Source organism: Nocardia sp. CA-084685 (assembly GCF_050955785.1).
In the GTDB taxonomy this organism is placed as follows: Bacteria; Actinomycetota; Actinomycetes; order Mycobacteriales; family Mycobacteriaceae; genus Nocardia.
The window spans coordinates 8,365,539-8,380,776 of the sequence record NZ_CP192094.1; the positions used below are offsets into that span (position 1 = coordinate 8,365,539).

The window sequence follows — 15,238 nt, forward strand, 5'->3', positions numbered from 1 at the left end:
AACGATGTCGAGTCCATTCGGCCACGGACCGAACCGGCCGACCACCCGCGTGAGACCGTACGCCCTGACCTCCGGGCGTACCGAACCCGCGGTCGACCTACCGCTCGAAGCGGTGATCGAAACCCTGTCGTACACTGCGCATCTCGATTGGCCGGCGGGCGATCTGCGCACCGAGATCCTGCGGCTGGGCACGCACCGGTTGTCGGTCGCCGAGATCGCCGCCCACCTGGATCGACCGCTCGGCATGGTCCGGGTCATGGTCGGTGACCTCGTCGTCGACGGCGCCCTGCGCGTGCATTCGACCCTGACCGACGAGGCGAGCTTCGACGAGCGCCGTTCCCTTATGGAGAGGACTTTGCGTGGACTCCGTGCCCTATAGGCAAGGCGGAAATTACGGGCAGCCCGGCAACTCCGGATCCGGCAATACCGGACCCGCCGAGGCCGACACTCGGGTCGCCTCGACCAAGATCGTGGTCGCGGGCGGCTTCGGCGCGGGTAAGACGACCTTCGTCGGCGCGGTCTCGGAGATCGTCCCACTACGCACCGAGGCCATGGTGACCCGCTTCTCCGATGGTATCGATGATCTCGCCGATACGCCGGATAAGGAAACCACCACGGTCGCTATGGATTTCGGCCGCATCATCCTGCCCGGCAACCTGGTGCTGTACCTGTTCGGCACGCCCGGCCAGCGCCGTTTCTGGTTCATGTGGGACGACCTGATCCGCGGCGCCATCGGCGCGGTGGTGCTCATCGACACGCGACGGCTGGAAGACAGCTTCGCCGCGGTCGACTTCTTCGAGGCACGCAAGCTGCCGTTCCTGATCGCGGTCAACCGGTTTCCGGACGCACCGCGTTTCCCGATCGCCGAACTGCGCGAGGCGCTTTCGGTACGCGAGGGAGTGCCCATCGTGGATATCGACGCGCGCAATGCGATGGAGGTCCGCCAAGCGCTGGCGGCCGTCACCGAATACGCGATCGCCCAACTGAAGGCGCTCGAATTGGAAGGAACCGCCCGACATGCATGACGTCCGGTTGTTCGCCGCGGCGGACAACGGCGCTGCGGTGGACCAGTTCTCGATGGGGTACTGGGTCGCCGCACTTTCCTTCGGTGTTTCGGTGCTCGGCGCCGTGGTCGGGCTGGCCTGCGTACTGCACGCGGCGCGCTCGTCCCGGTTCCGGTTGGTGTGGGTGACCTCGGCCGCGGTGGCGCTCGGCGGGGTCGGGGCCTGGCTGTCGACCTCGGTCGCGCTGCTCGGTCTCGATATTTCGGGTACCGCGGCGCGCTTCGACGGCGGCAAGATGATCTCGGCCATGGTGACATCGTTCGTGGCGGTATTCGTCGCGCTGATCATCATCGGCCGTCGGTTGCAATTGGCCAGACTCATCCCGGGCGGGCTGGTCATGGGCTTCGGCATCGGCCTGACCCTGTATCTGGGACTCGGGGCCATCCGGATCCAGGGTTCGGTCGATATCTCCCCGTGGCTCGCGGCGGTCGCGATGGTGGTCGCGCTGCTCACCGGTGTGGGCACGCTGTGGTCGTTCCAGGCGCTGCACGGCTTGCTCGCGCGAGCGGCGACGGTGCTGCTGTTCGCCGCCGGTGTGGCGGGCATGTATTACGCGGGCATCGCGGCCCTCGACCCGGCCATCGATTCCACCACGAAGGCACCGGACGGGCTCACGCTGTTCGAGTTCGTCTTCCCCATGTTCGTCATCGGATCGCTGGCGCTGACGATCCCGATCAGCGCGGTGCTGATCGCACCGGATCGGCGCGAGACCGCGGCGGCGCTCGAGGCCAAGCGCCGGGCCGAGCTGCGGTCGGACAGGCCGAGGTCCGAGCTCCAGTCGGTGCGCTGAACCGACCGGAGCTCGCTGGTCAGGCCTTGGGTGCGGGCATCTGCCCGACGGTCTTGCTCGGATCGATGATGCCGATCGCCTCGCCCTGCGGACCGGCGATGACAGCCGAGCGTCCGGCGGGTGAATCCGCGATCGCCTGCAGCACCCGGACACCCAGTTCCGTGGCCTTCGCGACGCCCGCGTCCACATCGTCGTGCTGGAACCACACCAGCCAGTACGAGGGCATACCGTCGGCGGGCTTACCGGACTCGTCGGCGATACCACCGACGCCCTCGGTTCTGGTCGGCGGGGTGAACATCACGTACCCGGCGTCGCCGAAGTCGAATTCGGTGTAGCTGAAGCCGAATACGTCGCTGTAGAACTTCTTGGCCGCCTCGAAATCGCGGGTATGCAGTTCATTCCAGCCGTAGGCGCCGTGTTCGTTGTAGACGGCCGCGCCGTTGTGGCCGGTCGCCTGCCATACCGCGAAGACCGCGCCGACCGGATCGGTCGCAACGAACATCCGGCCGAATTCCATGACATCGAACGTCGGCACGATCACCTCGCCACCTGCTTGCCGCACCTTCGCCGCGGTGGCATCGGCGTCTTCGACCGCGAAGTAGGTGGTCCAGACCGACGGCGTGCCTGGCATCGACACCGGTTTCGGACCGATTCCGGCCACCGGCGCGCCGGCCTTCAGTGCCATCAGATAGCCGCCCGAATCCGGCCCGGTGTCCTGGATCTCCCAGCCGAATAAACCCGCGTAGAACTGCGCTGCCTTACCCGGATCGTCGACCTGACAGTCGATCCAGGCCGGTGTTCCCTCGGGCCATGCCTCGTTGCGTATGGGCATCGGTCACCTCCGTTTCTAGTGAATAGGCACCTCCACGGACCCAGTCAACCACCGGTCACCGCCAGTTTTGGCGGGTTCGACAATGCCGCCGATTTCGGCCGCCGACACCCCCTACAGTGAGAGATATGCGTTTGGGGCTGGACTACGCGGCGGGCCGTCCCGGCGGCGCGGCCATCCGAGCGGCCGGTTTCGATTTCGTCGTGCGCTACCTCTCCGAGGGCGGTCCGGCCCTACCCGGCAAGCAGTTGACCCCGGCCGAGGCCGATGACCTGCGGGCCAACGGCATCTCCATCGTGTCGAACTGGGAGACGACCGCAGCCAGGATGCTGGACGGCTACGGCGCCGGAATCATTGATGCCCGTGCGGGTTTGGCGCAGGTGCTGCGCTGCGGCGGGCGCTCGGATCGGCCGATCTACTTCTCTGCGGATTTCGATTCGACGCCGCAGGATCAGGTGGCGATCAATGGCTATCTCGAAGGCGCGGCTACCGTGCTCGGCGCCGCGAATGTGGGTATCTACGGCGGGTTCTGGTCGATCAGCCGGGCACTGGACGCGGGCGTCGCGAGCTGGTCGTGGCAGACCGATGCCTGGTCGGGCACCAATGTGGAGGCCAGGCGCAATATCCGTCAGACATTGCGGCAGGTGGTCGTCGGCGGCGTGCTCTGCGATGTAAACGAATCCGAGACAGTAGATTTCGGCCAGTGGGACTTCGTACGGGAGGAACCGGATGTGACCCCGGAACAAGAGGCAGTGCTGCGCGATATCCAGATCCAGCTGCGCGGTCCGGAGCTGTCCGGTTGGCCGCAGCTCGGCACCGATGCCCAGGGCCGCTACCGCACCCTGGTCGATGGTGTGGCGGCGGCACTGCAGCGGATCAAGGAGCTGGAGGACGAATCGGCCGATTTGCGTACGCAAGTCGGCGAATTGCGCACAGAGATCAGCGAACTCGAAGCGACCACCGCTGATCTGGTCGAGGAGGTCAAGCGGTTGGAAGGGCCGCATTGGCCGTGGCCGCTCTCACTGATCGAGGGTCCGGCCGATTTCGTGGGCGAACAACTGGCCCGACTGGAGTCCGTTTTATCGGACTTGCCAGGTTTGCCCGGTAACCGGGAAGTGGGGAAATCGGCTTAGCTGCCGGAAGTTTGGCGATGAGCGGGTTCCCGGAGATCCGGTGAACCGGGGTTCCGAGAACCCGCCCTCCCGGATGAGGGTACCGGCGCGAGAGCACGAAATCATCACTGCGCCAGGACTTTTACGGACACGAAAAACCAACTCACAGTACGTAATTGAAGAGAGAGCTATCACAACGCAATCGGATTATTGCGAAATTACCATGTTGTGCACGCCAGATGGATAGCCAAGTAATTGCCACAGTGCCGAGCGGGTCTCGATCGAGACCGCAGCGATGGCGTCAACGCGCCATTCCGGTCGATCAACCGTCGGCCCCCTACGTTCGGTCCCACGTCAGCAGCGCGCGAGTTATCGTCGGCTCGCACATTCCGGTTCGTTCGACGGAGTTCGCATGGCTTCGCGGCGGCCCGGCAGATACTTTCGGCCGGGCCGCCGTTCGTTCGAGCGCGTATCAGATCCGTTCCGGATCGATGAGTCCGCGCCGCACCGCCTGCACCAAACGGCGCGGCACCTTGTGTACGACCCCACCGACAGTGACCGGCACCAAGTCCGGCGGGGTCGCCTTCCACTGCGAGCGGCGGGAGCGGGTATTCGACCGCGACATCCTGCGCTTGGGCACCGCCATATCAGCCCTCCCCTCGTGAGAGCCGGGACGAGGCCCGCTTGCCGTATTTGCGCTCGAACTTCTCCACCCGGCCCTGGGTATCCAGCACACGGTGTGCGCCGGTCCAGAACGGGTGCGAATCGGAGGTGACGTCCACGACCAGCAGCGGGTAGGTATTGCCGTCCTCCCACTCGACGGTGCGCGCGCTGGTGGCGGTGGATCGGGTCAGGAACCGCTTTCCGGTACTCGAATCCTCGAATACCACCGGATGGTAGTCCGGATGTATGCCGACTTTCATATCGCTTCTCCTCTCGGGCTTTTCGCCTGGCCGTCGATCGGCAGGCCGGTAGGTTCGCAAGGGTCGGCATGCCATTCGCCGAACGGGTCCTCCCACTGCGCGACCCGCTCGGGCGCGCGTTCCACCAGGCGCAGTTCGTCGTCCTCGACCAGGGCCCAGTGCAGGGCTCGCCGGATCTCGGCCGGGTCCGCGTCGTGGGCCAGGATGGCCAGCGAAATATCGCGGTCGCCGAACCGCTCGTCCCAGCGCAGCGCGGCCATCGCGCGGCGCGCGGGGACGGCCTGTTCCAACTCGCTCGGACTCATCGCGGCCAACCACAGTCCCGCGCCGCCGACGCGTAATCCGCCGCCAGCCGATTCCAGCCACACCACCTCGTTCGGCTGGGTGGCCAGCCACATCCGGCCACGCGCGGTGACGACTCCGTCGAAGAGCACGTCGAGGGCCTCGTGCAGGCGGGCCGGATGGAACGGGCGGCTCGCGGCGAATTCGATGAGTACGACACCGTATTCGGCGCCCAGCGGCGGCTGGCCACGCAGCAGCGGCGCATGGGCATCGAAGACGCGGCCGCGCCGCGCATCAGCCGGGATGCGCGCGAGCAATGCCTCGACATCGGCCGAGTCGAGCAGATCGATATCGTCGATCCAGGCCACCGGCGCTTCGGGTACGAGCCGGGAAAGCACCGCGGCGAGCCGCGCCCGATCCACCGGGTCACCGATATTACCCTGTGCCACAACAGCATCCGCGAATTCGGCTTGACGAACCGCAACCTGGGCCACAGTTCGGTCGTCATCGGCGTTCGCCAATCCGCGCTCGGCGAGGGTGTCCTCGCCGGTGGCATCGGCCAACCAGGTTCGCGCGTCCATACAGGCGAGCACGGCCTCGAGCCGCACGTCGCGACCGGCCGGGCCGTCGACGCGACCGACCACACCGGTGACGACAATATTCTCGATCGCCTGGCATACCGCTTCCGCCTCGAAGGCCGGATCCAGTTCCAGCACAATGCGTTCCACCGATTCTCGGGCGGCGAGCACGCACAGCAGCGGCAGCAGATCGATGCGCAACGTGCAGGAGACACAGCCGTGCGCCAATTCGAGCACGGTCGTGGTCTCCTGCTCGCCGATGCGCACCGAGCGATGCACGATGCCTTCACCGAGCCCGCTGAGGTCGTGGCGGATGGTAACGGTGCCCGGCGTCTCGCGCAGCGCGGCGGCCAGTCGCGCCACGCCCGCGGCGGCTGCTCCGGAACATCCGGCGAGCACCACGACGGGCGCTCTCCGGTCGGACTGCCTCCCGGGCGGGAGTAGGGCGGGTTCCACGCGGCACCCCTTTCGGAATCCAGTTCGGCATGAGCAGCTGCCCGACCTCGTTATGCAGGCAGAACCGCTCATATCGGAAACGATTTTCATTTGCCGTCGAGCAACGGTACATTGTCGAACAGCTGTTGTCGAAAATGATTATCAAATACTGGAAGGAGTCCGCATGTCGGCACACTGCCAGGTCACCGGGCGCAAGCCGGGATTCGGCAAGTCCGTATCGCACTCGCACAAGCGGACGAGCCGGCGCTGGAATCCCAATATCCAGCGCAAGACCTACTACCTGCCCAGCGAGGACCGGCGCATCACGCTGACCGTCTCCACCAAGGGCATCAAGACCGTCGACCGGGACGGGATCGAGGCCGTGGTGGCCCGGATCCGCGGGAGCGAAGCGAAGCGGTCGAAAAGACACAGCCGAGCTCGCGGCGACAAGATCTGAAAGGAGCGCCATGGCCTCGAAATCGACCGAGATCCGGCCGATCATCAAGCTGAAATCCACTGCGGGAACGGGATATACGTACGTAACGCGGAAAAACCGGCGCAACGATCCGGACCGCATGGTGTTGCGCAAATACGATCCGGTGGTGCGCAGGCACGTCGAGTTCCGTGAGGAACGCTGATGGCCAAGAAGTCGAAAATCGCACGCAATGAGCAGCGCAAGGAGGTCGTCGCCCGCCATGCGGTGCGGCGCGCGGAACTCGAGGAGTTGATCCGCAAGCCGACCACCTCCGAGGAAGACCGCGCAGCGGCACGGTCGGCGCTTCAGCGGCTGCCACGCGATGCCAGTCCGGTACGATTGCGCAATCGGGACGCCGCGGACGGACGACCGCGCGGACATCTCCGGAAGTTCGGACTCTCCCGCGTACGTGTACGCGAGATGGCCCATCGGGGTGAGCTCCCCGGTGTGCACAAATCGAGCTGGTAGACAACCACCGATCTCGAGAAGGAACCGTCACATGGCAGTCAAGCGAGCACCCTCGAAGAAGGTTCGCGCCGAGCAGGCCCGTCGCCCGAAGAAGAACCCGCTGATCGCGGCGGGCGTCGAGACGGTCGATTACAAGGACGTCAACCTGCTGCGCACCTTCATCTCCGATCGCGGCAAGATCCGCAGCCGCCGGGTCACCGGGCTCACCCCGCAGCAGCAGCGCCAGGTCGCCGTCGCGGTGAAGAATGCCCGCGAGATGGCACTTTTGCCGTTCACCAGCCGGTAGCAACCACGCGGAAGGGCTCCGAAGCTGAGAATCAGCCTCGGGGCCCTTCGTCGTCAGCACGTCACGGGATGGTGAGCACCTGGCCGGGGTTGATGGCATCCGGGTTGTCGATACCGCTCGTGTCGGCGATCTCCTGGTAGCGGTTGCCGTCGCCGTAGAAGCGCTCGGCGATGGCCCACAGCGTGTCGCCCGGCTCGACCGTGTAGTTCTGCACGGCCGGCGGCGGGGGCGCAACCTCTTCGGCGGCGGGCTCGGCGACCGGCTCGGCAACCGGCTCGGCAACCGGCTCGGGCTCCGGGGCGGGCAGCGGGTTGTCGGTTCGAGTGTCCGACGCCCACAGCGCGCTGCCGTCCGCACCGTACAGCACCACATTGCGGTCGGCCTGTACGGTCAGCCGGTCCGCTTCCCGGCCGTTGGTGTCGGTGGCCCAGGCGGCGCCCTCACCCTTGTAGAGCACGAAGTTGCCGTCCTCCTGCAGGACGGCCCGCTCGACACCCTGATCGTGAGTCAGGGTGGACCACACGACATTTCCATCCGGTTCCGACAGCACCAGATTGCCGTCGGGCTGCAGGGTAAGTGTGTACGCACCGCCGACCAGCGTGTGACCGAGCCCGAGTTCTTCACCAACGCGCAGCGTGTCGCCCACGTTCTTCCTTTCAAGGTTTACTGTGCCGAGCATTTCGACTCGATACGTACCGCTCGCACGCATCGGCCCCCGAATCTACTGGGCGAGCGGGCGGTGCGTAGATATTACGCGCAGGCTTAGCCGAATGTTCACTGTGTGGGCACTATCGCGGTAACATCTTGTCGCACAATCTAACCGACGCGTCTCGGGATTTGCTGGTACGGCTCGCACCGAGGCGTCGCGGCGTCGTTTAGGGTGGTCGGTATGTATCGGATGTCGCGAGTTCGGCCCGCCGCAGTCGCCGTCGCATTGTTCGTCGGCCTCGCCGTCACCGCATGCGGTGGCTCCGATAACGGTGGGGCACAACAAAAGACGACCACCAGTGCGGTGAAGAGTACGCCGACCGAGGGTACACCGGCCGACGCGGGCCGGATGTTCGTCGCCGATCCGACGATCGTTGGCGCACACCCGATTCCGTTCACGTCGTGGTCCCGAGTCGCCGATGACCGGATCGCGGTCAACTTCGAGATCGGATCGCCGGAGTGCTACGGCGTGGATGCCAGCGTGACCGAGACCGATTCGACGGTCACCGTGGAACTTCGATCGGGCACGCGCGCCGATGCCGTCGGCCGAATGTGCACCATGATTGCTGTTTTCGGCACCCTCGAAGTGCCACTGAAAGCGCCCGTCGGAAGTCGACAGGTGCTCAGCGCGATCTAGACGGGTTCGGCGATCGCGGCAGCGGGGGCGGCGAATCCAGTAGTCGACGATGATATCGCGGTGGGCGCTGATGGTTCCTGCGCGAGTGTGTAGTCCGGCGTTCCAGATGCGCGGACGTTTGCCTGTGCGCACGATTACGGCACCCCAGTTGATCAGGCCGAGGTAGGCGTCGACCGGTTGAGCTGAATCGAGTAGGAGGGCCGGGTTGCCCGGCCCCCCTCTCACACCACCGGACATGCGGGCCCGCATCCGGCGGTTCGTCAAGCCGTTGTTCTGAGCCTGCGCCAGGTTCCTTGCATTCCCAGCAGCCGAGGTCGTCCCAGTAGGACTTGGTCAGCGATCGTTGGAGGATGGCCGACCCGGCTATGCGCCAGTAACCTTTGCTGCTGGCAGCCCATTCCCGCGAGGTGCGGTCACCGATGCCGAGCTGGCGCAGGTTCCGGCGTCTGGCCGAGTAGCGTTTCCATTCCTTTCAACGGATCTGCCGCATCCGGCGATAAAGCCACTTGTCCAGCTCGCGTAACCGGTGTGACAGATCGGCGAGCCGGAAGTAGGCCATCCATCCGAAGATCGGCGTCAGGATCTGCGCGATCGCCTGCTGGATCAACCGATCCAGCACAGTGGGCACCCCCAACAACCGTTGTCCGCCCCCGGGCTTGGGAATCACCACCCAGCGGACAGGCGAGGGCTCAAAGGTGCCCGCGTCCAACGCCTCCCGGACACCCGCCCAGTGCTCGCGCAACCACGGCCGCAACGCCTCCGTGGTCACACCGTCCACACCAGACGCGCCCCGATTGGCTTCGACACGCCTCAACGCCCGCGACAGGTTCTCCGGTGAAAGCAACCGCTCCCACAACGAGATCTCCAGCCCCGGAAGAACATCTTCCTCGGCATGCGCCGACCGGCCGCTACGCTCCACCGTGGTACTCACCGGGATTCACCAGCCCCTCCCACCATGGGCCCGCGTTCACGCGGGATGGCTGCGATCATCGCGACCAGCACGAGCAATACCAATTCCTCTGTCCCACTCCACGTTCGGTCCTTCCCGGCTGATTGTCCGTTCCCCTCACCGGTACTACGACCTCTGCTGACTTCTGCCCGGCCAGTCACGACCTCACGACCACGACCGTCGGCGCGGCGACCACCTCGAGCACAACCGACACCCGAACAGACCTCCCCGGTTAAGAACAGTCACTTTCCCCCTGCCGCCGCCGCGTCTACCTGACGATCCTGTCGATGATGACGGGCTTCACCTTCCGTGGCAGGCTCACCCAGATCCATCCGGCCTCATACGCGATTCGTGTTCCACGGTGCAGGGTTTCGCCTCGGGCTTCCTTCAGACCCCGCCTCACCACGACGCCCTTGCCTCCGCCTCGGAGTTAGCATCACCTCTTCCTCCACGGGACTCACACCCCCAAGCAACTGCCCATGCCGGGCAAACCACCACGAAGAGGGCGGGACCCGGCGGGTCCCGCCCTCTTCGGCGGGCAACTCAGTGGGCGAAGTGGCGCGAGCCCGTCAGGTAGAGAGTGACTCCAGCCTCGCGGGCCAAGTCGATGGTGTCCTGGTCGCGCACCGAGCCGCCGGGCTGCACGATGGCTCGGATACCGGCCTGGATGAGTTGTTGGGGGCCGTCGGAGAATGGGAAGAACGCATCCGATGCGGCGACCGAGCCCTTGGCCCGGTCACCGGCGCGCTGCACCGCCAGACCGACCGCATCGACCCGGTTGACCTGGCCCATGCCGACACCGACCGAGGCGCCGTCATGGGCGAGCAAGATCGCGTTGGACTTCACCGCACGGCAGGCGCGCCAAGCGAATTCGAGATCGGCGAGAGTTTCCGCATCGGCTGCCTCACCTGCGACCAGGGTCCAGTTCTCCGGGTTGTCGCCAGGAGCGTCGAGGATATCGCGGCTCTGCAGCAGCGCGCCGCCGCTGATCGGGCGCAGCTCCGCACCGGCGCGGCGCGGCGGCTCGGCGACCAGGATGCGCACATTCTTCTTGCGCTGCAGCACCTCGATGGCGCCGTCGGCATAGGACGGTGCGACGATCACCTCGGTGAAGATCTCGGCGACCTGTTCGGCCATCTCCACGGTGATCTCGCCATTGGCGGCGATCACACCGCCGTAGGCGCTCACCGGATCGCATGCGTGCGCCTTGCGGTGCGCCTCGGCGAGATCCGCGCCGATCGCGATGCCACAGGGGTTGGCGTGCTTGATGATCGCGACCGCTGGTGCCGAATGGTCGTAGGCGGCGCGCCACGCGGCGTCGGCATCGGTGTAGTTGTTGTACGACATTTCCTTGCCGTGCAACTGCTTTGCCTGTGCAAGCCCTCGGCTGCCGTCGTTCTGGGTGTACAGCGCGGCGGACTGGTGCGGGTTCTCGCCGTAGCGCAGTACCGAGGCACGTTGCCACGAGCCGCCGATCCAGTTCGGGAACTGCCGCGCGACAGTCTCATTCGGCTCGGACGCCGGAGCGAGCACGCTGGTCATCCAGCTCGCGACCGCGACGTCATAGCTTGCGGTGTGCTGGAAAGCCTTGGCCGCCAACGCGGTCCGCTGAGCCAGGGTGAACCCACCCGCCTGCACCGCGGCCAGTACATCGTCGTAGTCACCGCTGTCGACGACCACCGCGACCGACGGATGGTTCTTGGCGGCCGCGCGCACCATGGACGGACCGCCGATATCGATCTGCTCGACGCATTCGTCATTGCTCGCGCCGCTGGCCACGGTCTGAGTGAACGGGTACAGATTAACCACCACGAGCTGGAAGGCCTCGACACCGAGTTCAACCAGCTGGTCGACATGCTCCGCCTTGCGGGTATCGGCGAGGATGCCCGCGTGCACGCGCGGGTGCAGGGTCTTGACCCGGCCGTCCAGGGTCTCCGGGAATCCGGTCAGATCCTCGACCTTGGTCACCGGAATGCCCGCATCGGCGATCTTGCCCGCGGTCGACCCGGTGGAGACCAATTCGACGCCCGCGGCGTTCAGTCCAGTCGCGAGCTCGATGAGCCCTGTCTTGTCGTAGACGCTGATCAGCGCCCGGAGAATCCCCTTACGCTCAGCTGAGTCGATTGGCCGTTCGCTGCGCTCAGCTGAGTCGATTGGCCGTTCGCTGCGCTCAGCTGAGTCGATTGGCCGTTCGCTGCGCTCACTCACCGAAGTACCCGCTCATCTGGAATAACTGCCTTTCGTCCGTCGGAGACAATGCCTCTGGTGGCGACGGCGGCGACAACCTCCGCCAGCAACCGTCGCTCGACAACCTTGATGCGCTCGTGCAGGGTGGCCTCGTCGTCATCGTCGAGCACCGGTACAGCCTCCTGAGCCAGGATCGGTCCGGTATCGATGCCGGAATCGACCAGGTGCACGGTCGAACCGGTGATCTTCACCCCGTAGGCGAGTGCGTCGCGGACCCCGTGCGCGCCCGGGAATGCGGGCAGCAGCGCGGGGTGGGTGTTGATGATCCGACCGCCGTAGCGGGCCAGGAAGACCGGGCCGAGGATCTTCATGAATCCGGCCGATACCACGAAATCGGGTTCGTAGGCGGCGACCGCATCGGTCAGCGCGACATCCCAGGCGGCGCGGTCGGGGAAGTCCGGCACCGCCATCCGGAAGGCCGGAATACCCGCTGCGGCCGCGTGTTCAGTGGCCTGGCAGACGCGATCGACCCCGACGGCGACGACGGTCGCCGGATACTCCGGAGCGGTGGCGGCCTCGATGAGGGCGCGCAACAGCGAACCGGTGCCGGAAGCCAGCACGACAACGGTGGCCGGGGTGGCGGTCGGCACCCACGGGGCATTCGAAGACGGCTGGGGGGCGGCAGCGGGCGGGGTGGGTGAGCTCAGCGGTCCACTCCTGCGGTTCGGTCGAATGGCTGGGGCGGTGTTACGCCGCCGGGTAGAGCCTAACGACCGTCCACCCGGTCACTTTCCGGCAGGTCCGCCTCGACCACTTCGGCATCGACGATGTCGGGCACGGTATTGCTGCCCGCGGCGCGTGAGGTGGCGATGGCGGGCTGCTCCTCGACCAGTTCGCCGTCGACGAGTTCCGCCTCGAAGTCGGGACCGACGTAGTCCTCGTATTCGTCGTCGTATTCGTCGTATTCGTCTTCGTAATGATCGTCGTAGTGATCACTGTCGTCGTAGTAGTCGTCTTCGTAGTAGTGGTCGTCGTAATCGTCTTCGTGCGCGGGCATCGGTGCGCCGATCGGAACGACGAACCAGCGCGCGAACACCAGACCCACATATCCGGCTGTGGCCAAGCACACGAAGCTCACCACCACGAAGATCGGATCCAGCCCCAGGTGGCCGAAGCTCCCGAGGTCACCCCCCGCGACCACGCCGAGCACCACAAACAGCACAGTGGCCAGCGCCGCCGAGCACAACGTCGCCCACGGCGCGGCGGCCCGGTCGTGCGAGGTCCGTCCGATATCGAGCCCGCCGAGCACACCCACCGCGGCCGGAATCACCAGCAGCACCGGCCACCAGCCTTCGGCGGGACCGGTCGGCACCGCCGCCATGAGCGGAAGAGCCGGAATCGGGCCGCCGACAACGGAGAACACGCTGATCGATGCGTCCCCGAATTGTGCGCCGGCGCCGACGAGCACACCGACCGTCGCGACCACCACGTTCGGCAGATACGCCAGTGACAGCAGAATCAGCCCGAGCACCCCGGCCGCATTGCCCGCGGCGTGAAAGGTGTCACCGATGCGCGACCAGTGCGCGAAGAACGACACGATGACGACCGCGGCAGCGCAGACCAGTAGGCGAACCGCGGTTCGGCCAGCAGCGAAGATGCCCGCGATCGCCCAATCCGGCAGCCGTGCCGCGATGAACAGCCGACGCCGGTTCCGGCTCGCGATGCCACCAGCGGCACCGACCAGATGTACGGCGCCCACCCAGCCGAAGGCGGCGAGCGTATTCGGCGGCTGCAATGCGACCACACCGGAGGCGTCCTCGGCGACCGCCAGACAGACGGCCGTGACCAGCAGCGGTCCGGCCAGCGCCGCGCCGACGAGCCAACCGAGATCCGCACGGGAACTGTCCGATTCGACCGCGCGGGCACAATCGCGGGCCGTCAGCCAGACCAGCAGGCCGGTGGGCAGCAGCGGTAGGAGTTCGAGTGGGGTTTTGCCGATCACCAGCGGAACCTGATGTGCCGCAAGCCAACCCGCGGCGATCGCACCGGAAGTACCGGCCAGGTTGCTGCCCGAGGACAACAAGGCGGCCAGCATGAGAACGACGACTGCGACGAGCGCGTAGGTCGTCGGCCTGGCCGCGACCAACAGCAGCACGCGGGCGCGCTCGGGGGTGAGCGAGAGGAATCCGGCCTCGTCGAAAACGTCCGCGGATGTGCGCGGCGTCGATCGGTCGCTCCGTGCCGAACGTTGCGGCGCGCCGCGGGACTCAGCGGTCCGGCGACCAAGAGAGGATCTCGAGGAGCTCATGAAAATTCAGCGTGGCAGCTCCCCCGGCGCAACCGGGTCAGGCGCGCCGACCCGGTCTGGGACGCGCCGGGAGAGCCGAAGAATTACTTGTTCTCGTCCGGACGGAATGCGTGGGTGGCGTCCGAGGACGGGTCCGAACCGGTTTCACCGCCGAAGGGCTGGTTCTGGCCCTGATTGCCCTGCTGCCCCTGCTGGCTCTGGCCGAAACCTGGTGTGCCGTACTGCTGTCCGGACTGCGGGGTCCCGAAGTGCTGGGTGGCACTCTCATCCGGGCGCGGCTGTGCGGCGGGTGCGGAACCATAAGGCGAACCCTGTTGCGCCGCACCGTATCCGGGCTGCTGACCATAGGAAGGCGGCTGCTGCCCATAGGACGGCTGCTGGCCCTGACCGTAGGTTGGCTGGCTCGGCTGGCTCTGACCGTAGGGCTGCTGCGGCTGGTACTGCGGCCCGCCCTGGCCGAACTGACCCGGCTGGCTCTGGCCGAACTGACCCTGACCGTACTGGCCCGGCTGCCCCTGACCGAAGGCCGAGGGCTGCCCCTGACCGAACGCACCCTGCTGGCCGTAACCGCCGGCGCCGAAACCGCCCTGCGGACCCTGCGGGGTCGCGGGCTTCGGCGCGGGCGGAGTCAGGATGCCGGTTTCGAACAGCACCGCGACGATAGCGACGGCCGTCTGCACGAAAGCCAGGAACAGCAATACATACGCCCCCCACTTCAGCTCGACGTTCAGATCGTCGGGCGTGGTGAAAGAAAGGAACAGCGTGCCGAGGAACCCGGCGGCGGATGCCGCGGCCGCAGCGCCGGTCCAATTCTGCTTGGGCAGCAGGGTGAGTCCGGCGAGCAGACCGCCGAGCAGCAGGATCGCCAGCAGGCCCGCGGCACCGAAGTATTGGAAGAGGCTGAGCGTGTCGCTACCGTCGACCGAGGCACCCCTGCGCGGCTTCTGACCGAAGAACGGGAGGAAGCCGAGCAGGAAGTTGAGCACACCGAGCGCGGCGACACCGACCACCAGGAAGTACGGCAGGCCCTTCGCGGTGGACTCGGCACCGGTACCAGCCGATTGGCCGGAGCTGGAAGGTGCGGGCGGCGTCGCGGGTGCGTTGTACCCGGAGCCCCCGGTCGGGTATGACATGGTCGTCGTCTCCTAGGTCGAGTCGTACGTAATTCTGAACGGCTGGATCTCTACCCGACGCTACTGCACTCGCT

19 protein-coding genes are annotated in these 15,238 nt (G+C 66.3%); 9 read left to right on the forward strand and 10 right to left on the reverse strand.

Annotated elements, in window-relative coordinates; all coding sequences use genetic code 11:
• Positions 1-4 precede the first annotated feature (4 nt).
• From ACQP2U_RS36875 to ACQP2U_RS36885, 3 genes are all read left to right on the forward strand, one after another.
• Positions 5-379, forward strand: a complete 375-nt coding sequence (locus ACQP2U_RS36875) for a DUF742 domain-containing protein (RefSeq protein WP_040695427.1) — start codon at positions 5-7, stop codon at positions 377-379.
• An 88-nt stretch (positions 380-467) separates the two neighbouring features.
• Positions 468-1,025, forward strand: coding sequence for a GTP-binding protein (locus tag ACQP2U_RS36880; RefSeq protein WP_040695543.1), 558 nt, complete (start codon positions 468-470; stop codon positions 1,023-1,025).
• On the forward strand, positions 1,018-1,854 hold the full coding sequence (locus ACQP2U_RS36885; RefSeq protein WP_433711771.1) for an MHYT domain-containing protein: 837 nt from the start codon (positions 1,018-1,020) through the stop codon (positions 1,852-1,854). The genes ACQP2U_RS36880 and ACQP2U_RS36885 overlap by 8 nt, the downstream gene beginning before the upstream one ends.
• Before the next feature lie 19 nt (positions 1,855-1,873).
• On the opposite strand, the gene ACQP2U_RS36890 is transcribed toward ACQP2U_RS36885, so the two are convergent.
• Positions 1,874-2,686 carry a VOC family protein gene (locus ACQP2U_RS36890; RefSeq protein ID WP_433711772.1) on the reverse strand — a complete coding sequence of 271 codons (813 nt, stop codon included), beginning with the start codon at positions 2,684-2,686 and terminating at the stop codon, positions 1,874-1,876.
• A 125-nt stretch (positions 2,687-2,811) separates the two neighbouring features.
• Here ACQP2U_RS36890 and ACQP2U_RS36895 point away from each other — a divergent pair, with 125 nt between their 5' ends.
• Complete coding sequence (locus ACQP2U_RS36895) at positions 2,812-3,816, forward strand: glycoside hydrolase domain-containing protein (RefSeq protein ID WP_433711774.1); 1,005 nt, start codon at positions 2,812-2,814, stop codon at positions 3,814-3,816.
• A gap of 451 nt (positions 3,817-4,267) precedes the next feature.
• Here ACQP2U_RS36895 and rpmF read toward each other — a convergent pair whose 3' ends face one another.
• The 3 genes from rpmF to mrf are packed head-to-tail and all read right to left on the reverse strand — an operon-like array spanning position 4,268 to position 6,034.
• Complete coding sequence (gene rpmF, locus ACQP2U_RS36900; protein WP_433711775.1) at positions 4,268-4,441, reverse strand: 50S ribosomal protein L32; 174 nt, start codon at positions 4,439-4,441, stop codon at positions 4,268-4,270.
• A 1-nt stretch (position 4,442) separates the two neighbouring features.
• A complete protein-coding gene (locus ACQP2U_RS36905) occupies positions 4,443-4,718 on the reverse strand; it encodes a type B 50S ribosomal protein L31 (RefSeq protein WP_397037298.1) in 276 nt (91 codons plus the stop codon).
• The gene (gene mrf, locus ACQP2U_RS36910) at positions 4,715-6,034 is read right to left on the reverse strand and encodes a ribosome hibernation factor-recruiting GTPase MRF (RefSeq protein ID WP_433711778.1); all 1,320 of its coding nucleotides are present in this window, start codon (positions 6,032-6,034) and stop codon (positions 4,715-4,717) included. The genes ACQP2U_RS36905 and mrf overlap by 4 nt, the downstream gene beginning before the upstream one ends.
• 163 nt (positions 6,035-6,197) lie before the next feature.
• Between mrf and rpmB the strand changes: the two genes are divergently transcribed.
• The 4 genes from rpmB to rpsR are packed head-to-tail and all read left to right on the forward strand — an operon-like array spanning position 6,198 to position 7,242.
• Positions 6,198-6,470 carry a 50S ribosomal protein L28 gene (gene rpmB / locus ACQP2U_RS36915; protein WP_433711779.1) on the forward strand — a complete coding sequence of 91 codons (273 nt, stop codon included), beginning with the start codon at positions 6,198-6,200 and terminating at the stop codon, positions 6,468-6,470.
• A 10-nt stretch (positions 6,471-6,480) separates the two neighbouring features.
• A complete protein-coding gene (gene rpmG, locus ACQP2U_RS36920) occupies positions 6,481-6,651 on the forward strand; it encodes a 50S ribosomal protein L33 (protein ID WP_397037302.1) in 171 nt (56 codons plus the stop codon).
• Positions 6,651-6,956, forward strand: coding sequence for a 30S ribosomal protein S14 (rpsN, locus tag ACQP2U_RS36925; RefSeq protein WP_433711781.1), 306 nt, complete (start codon positions 6,651-6,653; stop codon positions 6,954-6,956). The genes rpmG and rpsN overlap by 1 nt, the downstream gene beginning before the upstream one ends.
• A 31-nt stretch (positions 6,957-6,987) precedes the next feature.
• Complete coding sequence (gene rpsR / locus ACQP2U_RS36930) at positions 6,988-7,242, forward strand: 30S ribosomal protein S18 (RefSeq protein ID WP_040695439.1); 255 nt, start codon at positions 6,988-6,990, stop codon at positions 7,240-7,242.
• A gap of 61 nt (positions 7,243-7,303) precedes the next feature.
• Here rpsR and ACQP2U_RS36935 read toward each other — a convergent pair whose 3' ends face one another.
• The gene (locus ACQP2U_RS36935) at positions 7,304-7,888 is read right to left on the reverse strand and encodes a LysM peptidoglycan-binding domain-containing protein (protein ID WP_433711783.1); all 585 of its coding nucleotides are present in this window, start codon (positions 7,886-7,888) and stop codon (positions 7,304-7,306) included.
• Positions 7,889-8,131: 243 nt separating this feature from the next.
• On the opposite strand from ACQP2U_RS36935, the gene ACQP2U_RS36940 reads away from it, so the two are divergent.
• On the forward strand, positions 8,132-8,587 hold the full coding sequence (locus ACQP2U_RS36940; RefSeq protein WP_433711784.1) for a hypothetical protein: 456 nt from the start codon (positions 8,132-8,134) through the stop codon (positions 8,585-8,587).
• Positions 8,588-9,059: 472 nt separating this feature from the next.
• Here the strand turns inward: ACQP2U_RS36940 and ACQP2U_RS36945 are convergent, their stop codons facing one another.
• From ACQP2U_RS36945 to ACQP2U_RS36965, 5 genes are all read right to left on the reverse strand, one after another.
• Complete coding sequence (locus tag ACQP2U_RS36945; protein WP_433711785.1) at positions 9,060-9,518, reverse strand: group II intron maturase-specific domain-containing protein; 459 nt, start codon at positions 9,516-9,518, stop codon at positions 9,060-9,062.
• 561 nt (positions 9,519-10,079) lie between these two features.
• Entirely contained in the window at positions 10,080-11,660 is a 1,581-nt protein-coding gene (gene purH, locus ACQP2U_RS36950) for a bifunctional phosphoribosylaminoimidazolecarboxamide formyltransferase/IMP cyclohydrolase (RefSeq protein ID WP_433716708.1), read from the reverse strand.
• An 80-nt stretch (positions 11,661-11,740) separates the two neighbouring features.
• Positions 11,741-12,430, reverse strand: a complete 690-nt coding sequence (gene purN, locus ACQP2U_RS36955; RefSeq protein ID WP_433716709.1) for a phosphoribosylglycinamide formyltransferase — start codon at positions 12,428-12,430, stop codon at positions 11,741-11,743.
• A 59-nt stretch (positions 12,431-12,489) separates the two neighbouring features.
• A complete protein-coding gene (locus tag ACQP2U_RS36960) occupies positions 12,490-14,031 on the reverse strand; it encodes a cell division protein PerM (RefSeq protein ID WP_433711787.1) in 1,542 nt (513 codons plus the stop codon).
• Positions 14,032-14,114: 83 nt separating this feature from the next.
• Positions 14,115-15,164, reverse strand: a complete 1,050-nt coding sequence (locus ACQP2U_RS36965; protein ID WP_433711788.1) for a DUF5336 domain-containing protein — start codon at positions 15,162-15,164, stop codon at positions 14,115-14,117.
• Between the last annotated feature and the right edge of the window lie 74 nt (positions 15,165-15,238).

Coding starts and splice junctions, on each gene's coding strand:
- rpmB (WP_433711779.1), top strand. CDS start 6,198: ATGTCGGCACACTGCCAGGTCACCGGGCGCAAGCCGGGATTCGGCAAG.
- rpsR (WP_040695439.1), top strand. CDS start 6,988: ATGGCAGTCAAGCGAGCACCCTCGAAGAAGGTTCGCGCCGAGCAGGCC.
- ACQP2U_RS36885 (WP_433711771.1), top strand. CDS start 1,018: ATGCATGACGTCCGGTTGTTCGCCGCGGCGGACAACGGCGCTGCGGTG.
- rpmG (WP_397037302.1), top strand. CDS start 6,481: ATGGCCTCGAAATCGACCGAGATCCGGCCGATCATCAAGCTGAAATCC.
- rpmF (WP_433711775.1), bottom strand. CDS start 4,441: ATGGCGGTGCCCAAGCGCAGGATGTCGCGGTCGAATACCCGCTCCCGC.
- ACQP2U_RS36905 (WP_397037298.1), bottom strand. CDS start 4,718: ATGAAAGTCGGCATACATCCGGACTACCATCCGGTGGTATTCGAGGAT.
- ACQP2U_RS36895 (WP_433711774.1), top strand. CDS start 2,812: ATGCGTTTGGGGCTGGACTACGCGGCGGGCCGTCCCGGCGGCGCGGCC.
- ACQP2U_RS36890 (WP_433711772.1), bottom strand. CDS start 2,686: ATGCCCATACGCAACGAGGCATGGCCCGAGGGAACACCGGCCTGGATC.
- ACQP2U_RS36940 (WP_433711784.1), top strand. CDS start 8,132: ATGTATCGGATGTCGCGAGTTCGGCCCGCCGCAGTCGCCGTCGCATTG.
- ACQP2U_RS36875 (WP_040695427.1), top strand. CDS start 5: ATGTCGAGTCCATTCGGCCACGGACCGAACCGGCCGACCACCCGCGTG.
- ACQP2U_RS36960 (WP_433711787.1), bottom strand. CDS start 14,031: ATGAGCTCCTCGAGATCCTCTCTTGGTCGCCGGACCGCTGAGTCCCGC.
- ACQP2U_RS36965 (WP_433711788.1), bottom strand. CDS start 15,164: ATGTCATACCCGACCGGGGGCTCCGGGTACAACGCACCCGCGACGCCG.
- rpsN (WP_433711781.1), top strand. CDS start 6,651: ATGGCCAAGAAGTCGAAAATCGCACGCAATGAGCAGCGCAAGGAGGTC.